This is a genomic window from Psychrobacter sp. 1U2 (assembly GCF_051847575.1).
Genome location: NZ_JBPYDC010000022.1, coordinates 21,106 through 39,984 on the forward strand (window position 1 = coordinate 21,106; position 18,879 = coordinate 39,984).

The 18,879-nt window shown below is 45.2% G+C and carries 16 protein-coding genes; 11 read left to right on the forward strand and 5 right to left on the reverse strand.

The genetic code is table 11. The features are described from left to right. Nucleotides 1–253: 253 nt before the first annotated feature. From greA to ACS8FD_RS10580, 5 genes are all read left to right on the forward strand, one after another. On the forward strand, nt 254–730 hold the full coding sequence (gene greA, locus ACS8FD_RS10560; RefSeq protein ID WP_439243898.1) for a transcription elongation factor GreA: 477 nt from the start codon (nt 254–256) through the stop codon (nt 728–730). 226 nt (nt 731–956) lie between these two features. Further along, nucleotides 957–1,814, forward strand: a complete 858-nt coding sequence (locus tag ACS8FD_RS10565) for a hypothetical protein (protein WP_439275806.1) — start codon at nt 957–959, stop codon at nt 1,812–1,814. Between the two features lie 179 nt (nt 1,815–1,993). Then, a complete protein-coding gene (locus ACS8FD_RS10570; protein WP_439275807.1) occupies nt 1,994–3,262 on the forward strand; it encodes a putative DNA modification/repair radical SAM protein in 1,269 nt (422 codons plus the stop codon). A 51-nt stretch (nt 3,263–3,313) separates the two neighbouring features. Next, complete coding sequence (locus ACS8FD_RS10575) at nt 3,314–4,186, forward strand: TIGR03915 family putative DNA repair protein (RefSeq protein ID WP_439275808.1); 873 nt, start codon at nt 3,314–3,316, stop codon at nt 4,184–4,186. Between the two features lie 148 nt (nt 4,187–4,334). Continuing rightward, entirely contained in the window at nt 4,335–5,624 is a 1,290-nt protein-coding gene (locus ACS8FD_RS10580; protein WP_439275809.1) for a glycosyltransferase, read from the forward strand. Nucleotides 5,625–5,781: 157 nt separating this feature from the next. Here ACS8FD_RS10580 and ACS8FD_RS10585 read toward each other — a convergent pair whose 3' ends face one another. The 3 genes from ACS8FD_RS10585 to ACS8FD_RS10595 form a co-directional block, all read right to left on the reverse strand. Next, a complete protein-coding gene (locus ACS8FD_RS10585) occupies nt 5,782–7,245 on the reverse strand; it encodes an NAD-dependent succinate-semialdehyde dehydrogenase (RefSeq protein WP_439275810.1) in 1,464 nt (487 codons plus the stop codon). Between the two features lie 246 nt (nt 7,246–7,491). Further along, nucleotides 7,492–8,700 (reverse strand): CaiB/BaiF CoA transferase family protein, encoded by a 1,209-nt coding sequence (locus ACS8FD_RS10590; protein WP_439275811.1) that lies wholly within the window; start codon nt 8,698–8,700, stop codon nt 7,492–7,494. 147 nt (nt 8,701–8,847) lie between these two features. Then, entirely contained in the window at nt 8,848–10,050 is a 1,203-nt protein-coding gene (locus tag ACS8FD_RS10595) for an acyl-CoA dehydrogenase (protein WP_439275812.1), read from the reverse strand. A 236-nt stretch (nt 10,051–10,286) separates the two neighbouring features. On the opposite strand from ACS8FD_RS10595, the gene ACS8FD_RS10600 reads away from it, so the two are divergent. The 3 genes from ACS8FD_RS10600 to ACS8FD_RS10610 all read left to right on the forward strand — a co-directional run bounded on the left by ACS8FD_RS10600 (nt 10,287) and on the right by ACS8FD_RS10610 (nt 13,636). Further along, the gene (locus ACS8FD_RS10600; RefSeq protein WP_439275813.1) at nt 10,287–10,895 is read left to right on the forward strand and encodes a hypothetical protein; all 609 of its coding nucleotides are present in this window, start codon (nt 10,287–10,289) and stop codon (nt 10,893–10,895) included. 150 nt (nt 10,896–11,045) lie between these two features. Next, nucleotides 11,046–12,803 (forward strand): FMN-binding glutamate synthase family protein, encoded by a 1,758-nt coding sequence (locus ACS8FD_RS10605; protein WP_439275814.1) that lies wholly within the window; start codon nt 11,046–11,048, stop codon nt 12,801–12,803. A gap of 2 nt (nt 12,804–12,805) precedes the next feature. Then, entirely contained in the window at nt 12,806–13,636 is an 831-nt protein-coding gene (locus tag ACS8FD_RS10610) for a phosphodiester glycosidase family protein (protein ID WP_439275815.1), read from the forward strand. An 82-nt stretch (nt 13,637–13,718) separates the two neighbouring features. On the opposite strand, the gene ACS8FD_RS10615 is transcribed toward ACS8FD_RS10610, so the two are convergent. Further along, on the reverse strand, nt 13,719–14,090 hold the full coding sequence (locus tag ACS8FD_RS10615; RefSeq protein WP_439275816.1) for a DUF7079 family protein: 372 nt from the start codon (nt 14,088–14,090) through the stop codon (nt 13,719–13,721). A gap of 182 nt (nt 14,091–14,272) precedes the next feature. Between ACS8FD_RS10615 and ychF the strand changes: the two genes are divergently transcribed. The 3 genes from ychF (at nt 14,273) to ACS8FD_RS10630 (ending at nt 17,778) form a co-directional block, all read left to right on the forward strand. Further along, nucleotides 14,273–15,364 carry a redox-regulated ATPase YchF gene (ychF, locus tag ACS8FD_RS10620; protein ID WP_439275817.1) on the forward strand — a complete coding sequence of 364 codons (1,092 nt, stop codon included), beginning with the start codon at nt 14,273–14,275 and terminating at the stop codon, nt 15,362–15,364. 209 nt (nt 15,365–15,573) lie between these two features. Next, nucleotides 15,574–16,989 carry a deoxyguanosinetriphosphate triphosphohydrolase gene (locus ACS8FD_RS10625; RefSeq protein ID WP_439275818.1) on the forward strand — a complete coding sequence of 472 codons (1,416 nt, stop codon included), beginning with the start codon at nt 15,574–15,576 and terminating at the stop codon, nt 16,987–16,989. Nucleotides 16,990–17,097: 108 nt separating this feature from the next. Then, the gene (locus tag ACS8FD_RS10630) at nt 17,098–17,778 is read left to right on the forward strand and encodes a TetR family transcriptional regulator (protein ID WP_439275819.1); all 681 of its coding nucleotides are present in this window, start codon (nt 17,098–17,100) and stop codon (nt 17,776–17,778) included. A 33-nt stretch (nt 17,779–17,811) separates the two neighbouring features. Here the strand turns inward: ACS8FD_RS10630 and gspK are convergent, their stop codons facing one another. Beyond that, nucleotides 17,812–18,879, reverse strand: coding sequence for a type II secretion system minor pseudopilin GspK (gene gspK, locus ACS8FD_RS10635; RefSeq protein WP_439275820.1), 1,068 nt, complete (start codon nt 18,877–18,879; stop codon nt 17,812–17,814).

Below are 18,879 nucleotides of genomic sequence, written 5' to 3' on the forward strand. Positions count from 1 at the left end.
AACTTAAATTCAGTAGATTAGACACTATCGTAAAGCATATTTTAAAAGTTTAACCGTTTTAAAAAAGCATAGTGGCATCACTGTTACTATGCTTTTTATTATGCTTTGATCGAGTTAGATCAGGATATATTAAACTTTTATTACTTTGCTTTATCCCCATATTATATTTCACACTCATTGCAACAACATAGCACCATCTCACTATTCACTAGGAGTAGGAGATGGTGTGCTATTATTGGTTTAAGGAAAAAACATGCAACGTTACCCTATGACTCCGCAAGGTCACGCCGCTCTAGAAAGCGAGCTCAAACAATTAAAAACCATCGATCGTCCGCGCATCACCGCCGCTATCGCTGACGCCCGTGAACACGGTGATCTAAAAGAAAACGCTGAATATCATGCTGCCCGTGAGCAACAAGGGTTTTGTGAAGCGCGTATCCGTGATATCGAAGCTAAGCTTGGCGGCGCTCAAGTCATCGATCCGGCAACCTTAAATAAAGAAGGCCGAGTGGTGTTTGGTGTTACCGTAGTTATCGAAAACGTCGATACCGAAGAAGAAAAGCAGTACCAGATCGTCGGCGATGACGAAGCGGACTTTAAAGCAGGTAAAATCTCGGTCAACTCGCCTATCGCACGTGGCCTTATCGGTAAGTTTGAAGGCGACGAAGCCCGTATCGAAACGCCAAAGGGCGTGGTTGAATATGAAGTGATGAAAGTCATTTATAGCTAATTCAGCTCGGCCTTAGCTTCCTTAAAACACCTCAACTGATTAAATTTTACTTAATCTTTTGAGGTATTTTTATGCGCGTTGTTAATTTATTACTAGCAGTAAATGTAGATTTATTCACTTTTGGCAAATTACACAATGCTACTATTTAATTCCCTTATATTTAGCAGATAATCAGTTAACTTTTGAGTCAATAACGGATTGTTTACTTTATTTTAAGGATTTTATTATGACCACAGACAATATCATTAATAAAAAGGTTTTCGCGGCTGCGATAGCTAGCTTGATGCTGTTACCCTTTAGTGCCAACGCCGCTTCTGAAATCACCATCAATCAACCTGTTACGGGCAGCACCACTGTCGTTGAGCAGTATTCTGACGGCAATACCGCTACTATCACCGCAACCCCAAATGGCATCTCTATGCAAAATGGCATGCCTTACTCAGTAACGAAAGTGACTAACGTGCCACGTTATACCGTCAGTCAAGGCTCATCGACTGTCATTACCAAAGGACCTATTACTAGCCAAGTCACCCAGCAGAACGGCAATACGCCAGTGACGACAGTGTCTACCCCCACCAATACCGTCACTCAAGTCATGACTCCGGTTACCACAGCTTCTGTCGTTAATAATCAAATCGTCACAGAGCCAGTCGTTACCAGTCAGACGGTGACCACTTTAGAGACGCTCCAACTGAACCCCACTTTTAGTACTCCTGGTGTCGTTAATGCTAATACTAAAGTGATGAAAATCCTAAAAGATAGTAGCGGCCGAGATGTCGCTGTCCCTGCCAATAGCATTAAGCCGGGTGATGTTATCGAATATCACACCACTTACGTGAATAGTAGCGCGCAGCCTATCAATGATATTAACGCTATGGTTGCTTTGCCTAATGGCGTCAGAGTGGTGTCGTTGAACAGTCCACTGCCGACTTTGGCAACTACTGGCGGCGATAGCTATCAGACTATTCAGCAAGTCGGTAATACGGTAGTGGTACAAGAGAATTATTCAGGTCTCAAGTGGAACTTGGCCAACCTACCTGCTAACACGCCGCAAACGGTCGTGATACGCGCTAAGGTGCAGTAAAATTTAGCTTGTACCATTTAAATTGCAAATTAAAAGGGCCTAATCTTTAAGGCCTTTTTTTATGGTTTATTATACGACAACAGTTGTCGTTTACCTTTACTGTTTCTTTAATAATTACAGTGACTTAACTACAATTTTGCTAAAATAGTACTCTATTAATGAATGGGTAATATGCACTTATGGCAAGCATTAATTATGAACGACTGCAAGGCAAGCTCAATATTTTAGCGGACGCCGCTAAGTATGATGTGTCTTGCTCTTCGTCCGCTGGCACCCGCAAAAACCAAGGCGGCGGCCTCGGTGACGCCTCAGCAACTGGTATCTGTCACAGCTATACCGAAGATGGTCGCTGTGTCAGTTTGCTCAAAATCCTATTAACCAATCACTGTATTTATGACTGTGCATACTGCACCTCACGTAAGAGTAATGACACGCCGCGCGCTGCTTTTAGTGTCGAAGAAGTGGTTGATTTAACCATGCAATTTTATCGTCGTAACTATATCGAAGGGCTATTTTTGAGCTCTGGAATTTTTAAAAGTGGCGACTACACTATGGAGCGCTTAGTGGAAGTGGCAAAAATCTTGCGCACTCGTGAGCGCTTTAATGGTTATATCCATCTAAAGACCATTCCCGGTGCGTCCAAAGAGCTACTATTAGAAGCAGGGCTGTATGCTGATCGCTTGAGCGTCAATATCGAAATTCCGACTAAGTCAGGGCTTGCACTGCTGGCGCCTGAGAAGTCGCATGATCAATTAAAAGCACCGATGGAGACAGTTAAAGAAGAGATCATCACTATCCGTGAGAGCCGTAAAACCCATAAAAAAGCGCCAAAGTTCACGCCAGCGGGTCAAACCAGCCAAATGATTGTGGGCGCTAGCAATGAGACTGACTTGCAAGTGATTCAGTTATCGAGCCACTTCTATAAACAGTATGATCTCAAACGTGTCTACTATTCAGGGTATGTACCGATGCTTACAGATAGTCGCCTGCCCGCTATCGGTACGCCTGTGCCTATGGTGCGCGAAAATCGTCTCTATCAAGCGGACTGGTTAATGCGCTTTTACGGTTTTGGCGCGCATGAAATTGTTGAGCCGGAGTCACCGTTTTTGGACTTAGACTGCGATCCAAAGCTTGCTTGGGCCATTCGTCATCGCGAGCACTTTCCCGTAAATATCCAAACCGCACCTTACGAGATGATTGTGCGCATCCCTGGTATTGGTACTAGAACCGCGAAAAAGATTATTAAAGCGCGTAAGTTTAATCAGCTGACCTTGCATCATCTCAAAAAGATGGGCGCGGCGGTCAATCGTGCCAAATACTTTATCGCGACTACCGGTAAGAACGAACACTTAGCGCATTTGACTCGCGACAACTTTCGTCAATACGTGCTCGCGCAGACGCAAACCAAGTATAAAGATCAGCGTAGCGGTCAAATGGCGTTATTCTAAAGTCTGAAGCATGTACTGACTGCCTCCAAACACCACTCTATAGGATAACTTATGTCGCAGCTTGCTTTAAAAGATAGCTTTGCCGTCGGTCATTTAACGCCGAGTATTCTGCTCTATGAGCCAAGCTTTGAGGGTTGGCTTAGCGCAGTTTATCAGGTTTACGAGCGCAAAATGCAACATGATGAGTCCTTGCAGCTGATCGCTGCGCATCAATATATACCTTCCTTAATTAGCACCGCGACTAGCATTATCACTGATGACGAGCAGGCTCAGCGTGTGTTAACTAAACTAAATAAACTGCTCGGGCGTTCAGGAATGCGCCAAATTCTTTGGGGATTTTTATCGGAAAAGCCTAACATCGGCACTACCCTATTCCATGTCATTAAATATGCTATCGATCATCCTAAGCGTAACGTTTTGGAGGATTTAGGGCGTTTGGAGGTATTGGAGCTTGCGCAAACGGTGAAATCAGTGCACCGAGAAAAGCACCGTATGGAAGCTTTTGTGCGCTTTGAGCATACGACCGATGATATTTATTTTGCACGCGTTGAGCCTGATTTTAATGTGCTGCCTATTATCGGTGAGCATTTTCGTCAGCGCTATCAAGATCAGCATTGGGCGATATACGACTTAGCGCGTGGCTACGGCATTTATTATGATAAAAGCCAAAGCGCTCCTTCGCGTCCTGCCGAGTTGCAAACCATCACCGATCTAGATGAGGCGGTACTGCGTAATCCTGCTAGCATCCATAGCCCTAGTGAGCAGCGTTATCAGCGTTTTTGGCAAGGCTACTTTACTAACGTCAATATTAAAGAGCGTAAAAACACGCGTCTTCATAGACAGCATATGCCGCAGCGCTACTGGAAATATCTGAGCGAGAAACAAATACTGCCCAATGCCGATTACTTGCAAAAAAAGCGCTAGTCATCATTAGCGCCTTTAAAAGACATCAGTAGCTTTTATACTAAGCAATCTTGCTATAAGGTTGAGTTTTACTCTTTTTTAACTGACAATAGCAGCTTATCTTTTTGATATTTTCAACCTTTTAACTTAAAGAGTTCTTGCCGCTATTATGATAGTTATGCGCTTATTATCTTCTTTAAAACACGATGAATCCGAACGTGGGATTTTTCATCTTGGACGCGCTTTGGTCAAAAACGACCACACCTCTATCATTGTTTCTAGCGCTGATGAAGATAACGAGCTGGTCAAGCGCCTAGAGCGCGATGGTAACTTATACCATCAGCTGCACATGAATAAAAAATCTTGGTTGTCCTTGTTGCAAGTCGCGCCGCTACGTCATCTGATCGAAAAGTACAATCCAGATATCATCCATGTGCACTCTAGAACGCCGGCTTGGATACTGCATTTGGCACTTAAACGCGCCAAAGTAGACCGCCGGCCAAAGCTTGTGTCTACGATGTATGGGTTTTACCCTATCAACAAGTACTCGCAAGCGCTGCTAGATGTTGACACTATCATTACCGTTTCTGACAGTGTGACTAACTATTTGATCAAAGGTATCCGCCGCGAGGAGCTCGGACCTAAGCACATCAAACGTATTTATCGCGGGATAGATACGCGCCGTTACCCTTATCGGCATAACCCTTCTGTTTACTGGCTACGTCGCACCTTCGCCGAATATCCCGAGCTTGAGCACAAAAAATGGCTAGTGTTTCCGACAGTTATCGGTAACGAATATGGGCAAGAATGGCTTATCGATATATTAGGTAACTTACAAGAGCAATTCCCTAATATTCATGCCATCATTATGGATGACGATTACCGAGAAGGCGATGTGGCGCATGAAGACTTCCGTCAGCGCAGCAATACTTTAGGGCTGTCTGAACGTATTACTTATGTGGGCAATAAGCGAAATGATATGCGTGAGTGGCTATCAGCAGCAAATATCGTCATGGCGCTCGCCAATCAGCCTGAATCTATCGGGATTAATGCCCTACAAGCGATTCATTTGGGCACGCCCGTTATCGGTTGGGATCAAGCCGCTTTTAGTGAGATTTTACAGCCGCTCTATCCGCAAGGCTTAGTCAAAAAATATAACGCTAAAGCGCTTTGTAAAGTGGTGCGAAGCCAACTTGAAAGCGTTACCCGTCCTGAAATGACCAACAAATTTACCATGCGCGAGATGATTACAGAGACTCTTGGTATTTATCAGATGTTGCATGAAGATTCGTTAATAGAAGAGCAGACAAGACTGAATAAGCAATCTGATAAAAAACTAACCAAAACGCTTAAATCGGCAGCGCAGTCTCTTAATAAACCTTCCGACCATCTGACTGAGCAACAACCGGTGAAAAAGCGCGCCGAAAAAGACTCCATATCGTTAACAAAGAAAAGTTGAAATCAATCTAAGATATCAGATCCTTCATGTCATAATTATAAAAAGAGCTTAACCCTAAAAGGTTAAGCTCTTTTTATTTCAAACGTATCAGTCCTGAATACGCTCATCGTCTTGTAAAAGCACAGTAAGTGTAAGTTATTCACTGGTTTAAATAGTACTAGCTCACAGCGCTGCACCAGTATTTAATCGAGACATATTCTTCGATGCCGTATTTTGAACCTTCACGCCCAAAGCCCGATTGCTTGATCCCGCCAAAAGGCGCAACTTCAGTAGATATAATGCCAGTATTGTGGCCAACGATACCGTATTCTAGCGCTTCGGTGACGCGCCATGAGCGCGCATAATCGCTACTATAAAAGTAAGCCGCTAGACCAAAGATGGTGTCATTGGCTTTTTGGATGGCTTCAGCTTCCTCTTTAAAAGTAAATATCGTCGCAATAGGTCCAAATATCTCCTCAGAGGCGATATCCATCTCGGACGTGACATTCGTCACTACGGTTGGGTTAAAGCTTAATTTCGAAGCATCGTTTTTATCGCCGCCCGTCACGAGCTTAGCACCTTTATCGAGCGCATCTTGTAGTAAATTTTGCACCTTTTCTAAACCATCTTCATTGATGAGCGGGCCGATATCGACGCCTTCATTCATACCATTACCGACTTTGAGCGCTTCTACTTTTTTGATAAAGATATCCAAAAACTTATCCTTAATGCTCTCTTGTACATAGATTCGGTTGGCACAGACACAAGTTTGACCGGCGTTACGGAATTTTGAGGCGATTAGGCCTTCAGCAGCGGCTTCTAAATCAGCATCATCAAAGACGATAAATGGCGCGTTGCCGCCAAGCTCTAGTGAGAGTTTTTTGATGGTCGGCGCGCACTGCGCCATAAGCTTTCGACCAACCTCAGTAGAACCCGTAAAGGAGAGCTTTTTCACGCGCTTGTCGCTAGTCAAAACCTCGCCAATCATTGAGGATTTGCCCGTGACTATCTGAATAACCCCGGTGGGAATGCCAGCTTGCTCGGCTAACACCCCAAGCGCTAATGCGGAAAAAGGCGTTTGCGTAGCAGGCTTAATAACCACAGTACAGCCAGCAGCGAGAGCCGGACCCACTTTGCGCGTAATCATCGCCGCTGGGAAGTTCCAAGGCGTAATAATAGCGCACACACCTACCGGCTGCTTAATAATCACATGACGCAATGAGGCTTTGGTCGCAGGTATAACGTCACCATATACGCGTTTGCCTTCCTCGGCAAACCAGCGGATAAAGCTGTTGGCATAAGCCATTTCGCCGCGCGATTCTGTCAGCGGTTTACCTTGTTCAGCGGTCATAAGCTCAGCAAGGTCTTCTTGGTTTTCGTCAATCAAATCCGCCCACTTTTGTAGCAGCTCACCGCGCTCTTGCGCGGTTTTTGCGGCCCACGACGCTTGCACTTCATCGGCATAAGCCACTGTGTCGATGACGTCTTGCTTGGTGAGACTGGGGATGGTTCCTATAGCCTGTCCATTGAAAGGGTTAGTGACCTCGATGGTCGCGCCATCGCTTGAATCTTGCCAGCTATCTTTGATTAAGCATTGTTGTTTGAGCAGCTTTGGATTGGAAAGGGTTAAATTATCAGACATTATGATTTTCCTTATTTATACTTATAGTTTCTTACTTATAGTTAATACATCGATAGCCGCACGCCAATGTTTTTTTATGGATAGCTATTTTATGTGCCGGTATAGTCGATTGTATTGGCATCGCTACCATTTTGGAGGGTATAACTTAGCTATTGTGAATGCGCTTACTTATTATAAGAAGATGAAGATAACGTTTACAACTACCGCTAACACTTCTATTACCAATACTACTGTCAGCCATAAAACTCATACAATGCCATCGGCTCGAAGCTTGGCAATCGTCTTACTATCATAACCAAGAGCGCTCAGTGTCTCATCGGTATGCTCGCTTAAACGCGGCGGCGGCGAGCGGTAGCTGACGGGAGACCTTGAGAGCTTAATTGGATTACCCAAAGCGCGAACTGGGCTACCTTGTTCGCTGAAATCAACGATCATCTCCCGCGCCTTAACCTGCGGCATGGCTAGAGCCTCACTGATATTATGAATCGGACCACAAGGTATACCTGCTTGGTTTAAAGCATTTAGCCAATAATCGCGCGGCTGCTGAACAAACTCTGCTGCCAGATGCTCACATAAGGCTTGACGGTTTCTGACTCGTGCAGGGTTGCTCATAAAACGCTCGTCTTGCTGCCAGTCTTTCTCTAGCAGCTCAGATAATTTGGCAAACTGACTATCGTTACCGCAAGCTAAAATAAAGTGCTGCGCCTCTTTGCCGGCAAAAACCTGATAAGGCACAATATTGGGGTGCTGGTTACCCAGTCTAGGTGGTATCTTGCCCGATGCGAGATGATTCATACCAACGTTCGCTAGCATAGCAATAGCGCTATCTAATAGCGCCACATCTACCAGCTGTCCGCGACCTGTCTGCGCGCGAGCGATCAATGCCGCTTGGATACCGATGGTGAGCTGCAAGCCTGCAAATAGATCAACCACTGCTACCCCAACCTTATGCGGCTGACCATCGCTAGGGCCGGTGATACTCATCAAGCCTGAGAGACCCTGAATAATATAATCATAACCTGGCAAAGCAGCATCGGGGCCTGTCTGGCCAAAGCCAGTCAAAGAGGCATAAATTAGACGCGGATTATCTGACTTAAGACTGGCATAATCTAGGCCGTATTTTTTTAGACCGCCGACTTTGAAATTCTCCACTATAATATCGCTATCGGCAACTAGCTGCTTAATGATCGCTTGGCCATCTGAGGTAGTGATATCGACAGTTAGAGATTTTTTATTGCGATTAATAGTCGCATAATAAGCGGAAGTCTCATCGCTGAAAGCTGGCGGCGCCCAATGCCGAGTTTCATCGCCGATACTTGGGCGTTCAACTTTGATCACTTCTGCGCCTAAGTCGGCAAGCACTTGCGTACAAGACGGCCCTGCTAATACTCTAGATAAATCGAGCACCTTTATTCCTTGCAGAGCGCCTAACGAATTAGTATCTATATTTTTCATAGCATTCTCAGTATTTATTTTCACTTCTTCTAATTTCTAAATTTTAAAATTAAAAAACGTACGCTAGTATCAAGCCTATTACAGCCAAACCCTAACGTACGTTAATCAAAATTTACTCTAAGCTTTCTATTTAAACGGGATAGCAAATTAGAAGAAAGCCTGAATACCCGTTTGTGCACGACCCAAAATCAGCGCATGAATATCGTGTGTGCCTTCATAGGTATTGACCGCTTCTAAATTCATGACATGACGAATGATGTGATACTCGTCCGAGATACCGTTACCGCCATGCATATCACGAGCGATGCGGGCGATATCGAGCGCTTTACCGCAGTTGTTACGCTTAATTAGCGATATCATCTCAGGCGCTGCATTATGCTCATCCATTAGACGGCCAACGCGCAACGCCGCTTGCAGACCAAGAGCAATCTCTGTCTGCATATTGGCAAGCTTGAGCTGCACCAATTGCGTTGCCGCTAGCGGACGACCGAACTGTTTACGATCAAGGGTGTACTGACGGGCCGCTTTCCAGCAAAACTCTGCTGCGCCCATAGCCCCCCAAGCGATACCATAACGCGCTTTATTTAAGCAGCCAAATGGGCCTTTTAAGCCTCTGATATCAGGAAAGGCGTTAGCTTTTGGGACAAATACTTTATCCATGACAATCTCGCCGGTGATAGAAGCACGTAGTGAGAACTTACCTTCTATCTTCGGTGCAGATAGCCCTTTCATACCTTTATCTAGAATAAAACCGCGAATCTTTTCTTCGTCGTCTTTGGCCCAAACGACGAACACATCAGCAATAGGACTATTGGTAATCCACATCTTGCTACCTGTTAGCTCATAACCGCCATCGACAGTACGCGCACGGGTCGACATAGAAGCAGGATCAGATCCAGAGTCTGGCTCGGTTAGACCAAAGCAGCCAACATACTCACCAGAAGCAAGCTTAGGCAGATATTTCTCTCTTTGCTCTTCAGTACCATACTCGTGGATAGGATGCATGACCAGACTGGACTGCACACTCATCGCTGAGCGGTAACCTGAGTCTACCGCTTCGATCTCACGCGCCAGCAGCCCGTAAGCAACACTAGATAAACCAGCACAGCCATAGCCTTCGATAGTCACGCCAAGTAAACCCATCTCACCCATTTGCCGCATAATATTACGATCAAACGTCTCATTACGATTGGCCTGCACGATACCAGGCATGAGCTCTTTTTGAAAAAACTGACGCGCACTATCGCTGACCATGCGCTCTTCATCGGTCAATTGATTACGCAATAAAAACGGATCTTCCCAATCAAAACTGGGGCTTGACTTGCTGGGTAAACTGGTCGGTGCTGGCATGTTGCTTTCCTTGGCTTGATTGAACAATTTGTTTAATATTAAAAGCATGTCAATCTTTTAAAAACCTGTTGCGCTATGCAAAATCAGGTTTTGAATGATAAAACTATTTGAACAGAACGCAGCGCTACTGTAAACCTTTAATAGGAAGAGATATAATTTTATCCCATATAAAATTGACTTTAAGCACGACAAGCTTATATTAAAAGAGCACGACCTTAAATTGCGAGCATTAAGCTATGAAAATGTTAAACCAAAAAAACTATCGGTTGAGCGCTCTGTTTACGGTACTATTGTTGAGTTTAAACGCTTGTACTCCAGCGCCAGACACGACCAGTGCTGACGATATCAATGATGCTAGCGACACTAAAGTCAAAATCGATGAGCGTATGGCAACTGACATCACACCATCAGGCTCTTTTACTACCAATAGCCTTGACAATATAAAGATTGGTGACACCTTTGACCCGAAATTATTCACTCAAAACACTGAAACATTAGATGACTGTTTTAGTGCACAAAGCTCTGAGCATCCTATTGCTGACTACATAATTATAGATAATAAGGTAGTTGAAATAGGCACAGTGGATGAAGACATTTCATCGGCGTATGGTGTCAAAGTTGGCGATAGTCTTGATCTGTTATACGCTAAGCATGACGGCCAATCTCCTGAAGTCACTGACAGCCCTTACGGTAGCCCGAATGAGAATATCATCCTTTATTATTGGTATGATCAAAGCACTAACAATGAAAGATTAGGTACTAAGTATCAAGTCGATAATGATGTGATCACGAGTATTAGTATTGGTTTTGAATCAGCTTTAAGGCGAGGGGAAGGTTGTGCGTAGTCATGTTACCTGCCGACTCATCTCAAAGTCTTCATGCTCAGCATTAGCACACCGTTACTTAACATTCATTTAGCCGTGTTAATATAGACGTATAATATTTTCACACCTGCTTTTGAGCGGTTATTTATTGTCATACTGTTGAGTTGCCCCATGCCCCAATCTCGTACCAACCTAAACGCTGAACCTAAAGGGAGCTTTCCCTACCTCATTGGCCTATTGCTACGCTATAGTACTTTTGCTGCTGCTACCTTATTATTTTTGGCAGGGATACTGCTGACTAATTGGTGGTTGATTATCATCGGTGGTCTACTAGTCGCCTTGGGTATCTATGATGTCATGCAATCCAAGCATTCTATCTTAACCAACTACCCTGTCGCCGGTCACGTCCGCTACGTCTTAGAGGATTTTCGGCCTGAGATCCGTCAGTATTTATTAGAAGATGATAAGGAGCAAGTGCCTTTTTCGCGCCAGCAGCGAGCGCTCGTGTATCAACGCGCTAAAAATGTTAGCGATACCAATGCTTTTGGTACTTTAGATAATTTATACGCTCAAGGTAAAGAGTGGTTTTTGCAATCTGCCCTCAGTCATCCGCTAGAAAAACAAGACTTTCGCATTACGGTCGGCGGCGAGCGTTGTCAACAGCCGCATGATATGTCGGTATTTAATATCTCAGCGATGAGCTTTGGTAGTCTCTCTGCCAACGCCATTATGGCGCTTAATCAAGGCGCAAAGATGGGCGGCTTTACTCACGATACCGGTGAAGGAGCAATCAGCCCTTATCATCGCAAATTCGGTGGTGATTTGATATGGGAGCTTGGTACCGGTTACTTTGGTTGCCGTACTGCTGAGGGTAATTTTGATGCTAAGTCTTTTGCTGAAAAGGCAGTTGACAGCCAAGTTAAAATGATTGAAATCAAGCTATCTCAAGGCGCAAAACCTGGCAAAGGCGGCGTACTGCCAAGCGAGAAAATCACTCAAGAGATTGCCGATACCCGGCAAGTACTTAGAGGTCAAGACTGTGTCTCACCCTCTTCGCATACTGCTTTTAGTACGCCGCGTGAGTTGGTAGCGTTTTGGCAACAGCTGCGTGAATTATCAGGTGGAAAACCTGTCGGCTTTAAGCTCTGCATCGGGCAGCCATGGCAGTTTATGGCCATTGTCAAAGCGATGATGGAAACCGATAACTATCCTGATTTTATCGTTATCGATGGCGCCGAAGGCGGTACAGGAGCGGCTCCCGTTGAGTTTATGGATAATGTCGGTATGCCGCTTATCGATGGCTTCTTACTCGTACATAACACCTTAGTTGGCGCCGGTATTCGCGATAAAATCAAGCTTGGCGTCAGTGGTAAGATTGTCTCTGGTTTCGATATTGCTCGTATGCTAGCGCTAGGTGCAGATTGGTGTAACTCCGCGCGCGGTTTTATGTTCGCTGTTGGCTGTATCCAGTCGCGCTCTTGCCACACCAATACTTGCCCCACAGGCGTTGCGACTCAAGACCCTTATCGCCAAAAAGCCTTAGATGTGCCTAGCAAAGCGGAGCGCGTTGCCAGCTTCCACAAAAACACTCTGAAATCCTTGTCGAGTATCGTTGGCGCTGTAGGGCTTGAGCATCCAAGCCAATTGCAGCCTTATCATATCGCTCGCCGCCTTGATGACGGACAAATCAAGCTGTTATCGAAGTTCTTTTACTTCGCGGATGAAGGCGCGCTACTCGATCATAGTGCCCGCGCTGATGTTTTCAATCAAATGTGGGTAATGGCTGATGCCGATAATTTCTTACCAGACAATGATGCGCTCATCGCTTACAATAAAGACTCGCGTGATAAGGGTAAAAATACAAAGCTAAAGCCTGAAAGAACGCTCGAAGATGTGACTGAAAATATTAATACCAATCTGAAAGAATAGTGATGTCTCTTAACCTATCGACGACTCTTAATAGCCGAATATTCTTGCATGGCGCTACGCTATTATCAGTGGCAGCGTTGAGCGCTTGTCAGCCTTTTGAGGCAGATAAGTCTGATAAAACGGCGCAATTTTGGACGTGTACGACTCAGCAGACTCCTTTTAGTTATAGTGCTTGCCGCATCGACAGCCAAGCACTAACTAGCGATCAGTATCAGCTGAAATTATTTTGGCAAGACGAGAATCAGCAGACGCTACTGACCTTTGATGAACTCATCGACACCTTACCCAACACGCAGTCTTTGAGCTATGCGATGAATGCAGGGATGTATAACGAGGACTATGCGCCTATTGGCTATACAGTAATCGAAGGCGAAGAAAGACGGGCGCTGAATCTAAAAGAAGGCGGCGGTAATTTTCATCTACTCCCCAATGGTGTGCTGTGGTGGGATAAAACCGGTAAGCTACAAATCACTGAGAGTCAGGCTTTAGATGCCTTAATAAAAAATGACAAAGCTCAGCCTTGGTATGCCACACAATCAGGCCCGATGCTCGTGATCGATAATGAGATTCATCCTAAATTCGACCCTGATAGCCAGTCTTTGAAGTTTCGTAATGGCGTGGGTGTCTGTAGCGACGGCACAGTACAGATGGTCAATAGTGAGGAGCCAGTGAGTTTTTATCAGTTTGCTGAGCTATTCAAAAAAGATCTGCGTTGCCCCAATGCCTTGTTTTTGGATGGTGGTATTGCCTCAGCGCTTTACGCCCCTAGCATAGACAAGCATGATAAAAAACAGATGGGCGTGATGATTGGTATCGTAGAAACGCCGTCGTAGAAACACCATAGCCACTATCAAATTTGGCTAGAGCGCGTCCTAGTCTATTTATAGATTTAAGCGACCTAGGTCTGTTTGAAATCTATGACTGGCTTTGTTGTACGCGGCACAACTCTGCGATTAGCTTTTGCCAATCTTGCTTTAAGCAGAATTTATAAAATTTAATTTTCAGCGCAGTTTTTTTGCGGTATAAGCGGCTGTTTTGCCATTTAAGCAGATGTTGTTCGATATTAGAAACGATATACTCTTCGCTAAAGCCTTTGTGATTGCTCGGACTCAAGACTAATAAGTTGCTCATACACACAGGCGCGACTTCATAAAACAAAATGCGCTTCACCTCGTTTATAGGCAGATGGGCTACTCGTTTGGCGATATACTCATAGCTTATTTCATTATCGATAAATAAATCGGATAATGCCATCCATGCCACTTTTTTATCGCTAACCTCGCTCATAGGACTCCTTTACTATCGCATGATTCGTCAATGCCTTAGCTTAAAATTAGCACATCTATCCGCCCCTTAGTAGCTAAATTTTGCTACAATAGCGCCAATTTTTATGCTAAATCCAATTTTTATGCTAATTAATAGCAGCAACTAGCAAATTACTGATTTTATTAACGTATTGAGAGACCATTATGGGTTTTAACTGCGGTATCGTCGGCCTACCAAACGTAGGCAAATCCACTTTATTTAATGCTTTGACCAAAGCGGGAATCGCCGCTGAGAACTTCCCTTTTTGTACCAAAGATCCCAACACGGGTATCGTGCCGGTACCTGACCCACGCCTCAAAAAGCTCGCCGATATCGTCAATCCTGAGCGCGTATTGCCGACGACTATGGAGTTTGTTGATATCGCAGGCTTAGTCGCAGGTGCCTCAAAAGGCGAAGGCATGGGCAACCAGTTTCTAGCCAATATTCGCGAGACCGACGCTATCGCCCACGTGGTTCGCTGCTTCGACGATGATAACGTCGTGCATGTCGACGGCCGCGTCAGTCCAATCGACGATATCGAAACCATCAATACTGAACTTGCTCTAGCCGATTTGGAAGCCGTTGAGCGCGCAATAATGAACCTCTCTAAAAAAGCGAAAGGCGGCGACAAAGACGCGCAAGCTATGTTAGAGGTGTTCAAAAAAATTGAGCCACTACTTGCCGAAGGTAAAGCGGCACGTGCGGCGAACCTAGATACAGACGAGAAAAAGCTGATCAGAAGCTATGGTTTGATTACGCTTAAGCCTACCATGTATATTGCTAACGTGTCTGAGGATGGTTTTGAGAATAATCCTTATCTCGATGCTGTGCGCAATTATGCTACGGGTGAGGACTCTATCGTTATCGCCCTTTGCAATCAGATCGAAGCTGAAATTGCTCAGCTTGATGAAGCCGATAAAAAAGACTTCCTAGAAGAGATGGATATGGAAGAGGCGGGTCTCGATCAAGTGATTCGCGGCGGCTATGACTTACTTGATATGCAAACTTACTTCACTGCTGGGGTCAAAGAAGTTCGCGCGTGGACCGTTGCTATTGGGGCGACAGCGCCGCAAGCCGCTGGGGTAATTCATACTGACTTCGAGCGCGGCTTTATCCGTGCTGAGGTCATCGCTTATGACGATTTTATCGAGTATAACGGTGAAAAAGGTGCAGCCGCTGCCGGTAAATCTCGCCTAGAAGGCAAGACTTATATCGTCCAAGATGGCGACGTGATGCACTTTAGATTTAACGTCTAAGCTTATCTTTAAACCTCCTTTATAGCTTAGAATTAAAAGTCAGCCTTAGCGCTGGCTTTTTTATGGGCTCGATTTCACCTCTAGACTAGCAAATGTTTACTCATCTTACTGATATTTTTGGTTAGACTATTTGTGGGCAATCTCTGGATAATAGGGATATCAAATGACGTCAAATCTTAAGATAAAAAAACAATAACGGACGATAAATAATGAGCAATCATGCTAAACAACCAAAAAACGCTACCGAGCACTGGGCAAGACTATTTAACGCACAGCGGCTAGGCAGCGATAAACAAGCCCCAGTGCAGGACAGCGCGCGCACTTCTTTTCATAAAGACTATGACCGCTTGGTGTTTTCGCACTCTTTTCGTCAGCTCAATCAAAAAACGCAAGTGCATCCACTCACCAATCAATTAGGTATCCACACGCGCTTGACGCATTCACTAGAGGTCTCTTGTATTGGGCGCTCTCTTGGCATGATGTCCGCCGAGAAGCTCCATGATAAGCTCGCTGCTGGCCTGCCTCTCGGGGTGACACCAGCCGATGTTGGGGTAATAGTACAAGCCGCTTGTCTGGCTCATGATATTGGCAATCCGCCTTTTGGTCATGCTGGAGAATACGCCATACGTGATTGGTTTATGCACGCTGAGCGCCGCTCGGTACTAGAGCACTTAAGCGCTAAAGAGCGTTTGGATGTCTTAGCTTATGAAGGTAACGCACAAGGGTTTCGGCTACTCGTGCGTAATGAGCACCATCCTGATCAAGGCGGTATGCGCTTGACTTGTGCCACGCTTGGCGCATTTATGAAATATCCTTGGCAAGCCAGTCATAGCAATACCATAGATAGTAATAATAATTATCCTATTGATAAAGTACAAAAATTCGGCAGTTTTGTCAGTGAAGCGCAGCAGCTAGAAGAGCTCACCGCTTGTTTACAGCTGCCACGCTCACAGCTGCACGATGGCTTTGCGCGTCATCCGCTCGCTTACTTGCTGGAGGCCGCTGATGATATCTGCTATGCCTTGATAGACTTAGAAGATGGTATTCAGCTTAATATGCTAAATTTCAATGAAGTAGCCGAAATATTTTATCAGCTCATTGGCGAGCGCCCTACTGCTATCACTTTACCGGCACAATTATCGGTCAGCCAGCAGCTAGCCTCTCTTCGTGCGCGCGCTATGATGCGTCTCGTCAATACGGTGACTGATGCCTTCGTGGCTAATCGCGCTGCGATGCTAGCCGGAGAGCTAACCGGTAGTCTATTCACTCATTGTGACGCTGATGTACAAAGTGGCATTACCCAAGCTAAACTATTGGCGCGTGAGCGGATTTTCAATCATCCTAGCAAGGTGCGGATGGAGCTGATGGCCAATCAATGCCTGCAGCGATTGCTCGACGCTTTTATGCCGCTCGCTTGGACAACGCTCAATTCTAGTCCTAAACCATTTGAGCAGCAGCGTCTGCTTAGCCTACTACAGCCACATCTGAGTGAGCAGAAGCGCCAGTTGTCCGGCAATATTTATCATAATATCCTGATTGTTCTAGACTTTATCACCGGTATGAATGACCATGAAGCTTATCGGCTGGCGCAAGAGTTGCAAGGTCACTGGGGCACGATGGTTTGAGGTATTTATACGCTATAGTAAAAACCTAGTACAAGTGTTCTGATTTTATTCGTATTTTCATCGTTAAATCGGTATGATAAACAACAACTCAGCCACAATAGATATCTTATGAGCAGCCGCGAACAAAAAAAACTTCAAACCAGACGAGCTTTTTTTAATGCCGTTTTAGATCTTTGCATGACAGGGCAATCTTTTAGCTCTATCAGTCTGCGCCAAATCACCCGTGAAGTGGGCGTAGTGCCCACGGCATTCTATCGGCATTTTGATGATATGGAGTCGCTCGGTCAAGCTTTAGTGATTGAAGAGCTTGGCGGTACGATGGCTACTTTAAGTGAGGGTCTACATATCGGCAAGACCCGTAGCTTTGAGCGGCAGATTGCCAAGAGTATTCAGCTGTTTTTGCAGATGGTGAGCGAGCAGCCTTACTATTGGCAGTTCTTAGTCAGTGAGCGCTTTGGCGGCTCGGAGGCGGTGCGCAATACGATCAGTAAATTATTAAAGCTACATATACAGAGCTTATCAGAAGATTTAGCGCTACAGCCAGCCTTTAGCCACATCAATGACTATGACCGTCTTTTGCTGGCGGATGCTGGCATCAATATGTTCTTTTCTTGGATTATTGATTGGTTAGAGCTGACTTATTCTGAGGATCATGATGATGAAGCCGATTTGGATGAGATTGAGCGTAGAAAACAGCAGATGCTGCACAACTGTACTCGTCAAGCACAGATGCTTTTTTACGGCGCTTATAATTGGAAATCTACTGAAGAAACCTTGCTCGATGAGTAGTGTCTGTATCTCCTAAAAGACAAAGCTAGCTCATTAAAAAGTGGGCTCAAACGCCCATAGCCGCTGAGACACTACCTTAATTGTTTTTGCAGGTTTCTTATTAGAATCCTCATTGTTATTAGCATTGTTGTCATTATTACCATCGTTATTAGTCTCAGTATTATCACCATTAGAATCTTCGATTTTACTGATCAGCACTGTGGCAAATTTTTGTCGCGCTGCGCCTAAGTTAGCGCTATCGGTGGCGGTAATTAGCGCTAAAAAAGCTTGGCTATCGACAGCTAATAATGGAGTCAAGAGCTGGCGCTGCTCAGTGCTGACCGCATTTAGAGGCGGCTGTTGCCAAATATTATCAACTGACTCAATGACTTGCTGCTTTTGTAAACTCTCTAATCCTTGTATCTGCTGCGCGCTGATACCGTCTACCAAAGCCGCCAGCATCTCAGGGCTAGCGGTATTGACATTGATAGGTAAATAATAAGGCACAGCGGTCAGATAAGGTCGCAAAACCGCTAATCCTTCGGCGCTCATATTGGGTAGATCTTGCAGCTGATCGACACTGACAAACGGCTGATTGGGTAAAGCGGCGCTCAAGCCAGTGCCTTGCTGAGCATAGACTACGCCCTCCTCTCCGCCATCCTTGTAGACTTCCCTATCCCTATCTTGCCAATCCAGAGCGGCGATAGCTATCTTTGGATCTAGATTGAGCTGAGTTAATAGGCGCTGAAAAACACCTAAAGCAGCAGCGTCTACTTTCCCATCGTGATAAAGGTTATTGATATTAAAGCGCGCTGCCTCATCGCGCAGCTCCATAGTCACCGTATGCGATGCTAAAGGATAAGGCGGGAGCGGCTGCGCCCAAATATCTTGGAGACTATCGGTATCATTGAGCATACTATCAGCTCGAACCAAAGTGACAGCCAATTGCTGCGCAGCGTCAATGTCTTGTAGTAATTGATTCTGATTGAATAATAAACCGCTGCGGCGAATGACAATCTTCTGACTGGCGAGCATAGCTCCTGCCACCACAGTGATACTGACTACCAATAAGAGGATAGTCAATAAAGCCACGCCGCGTTGAGATCTGATTGCTATCGTCAT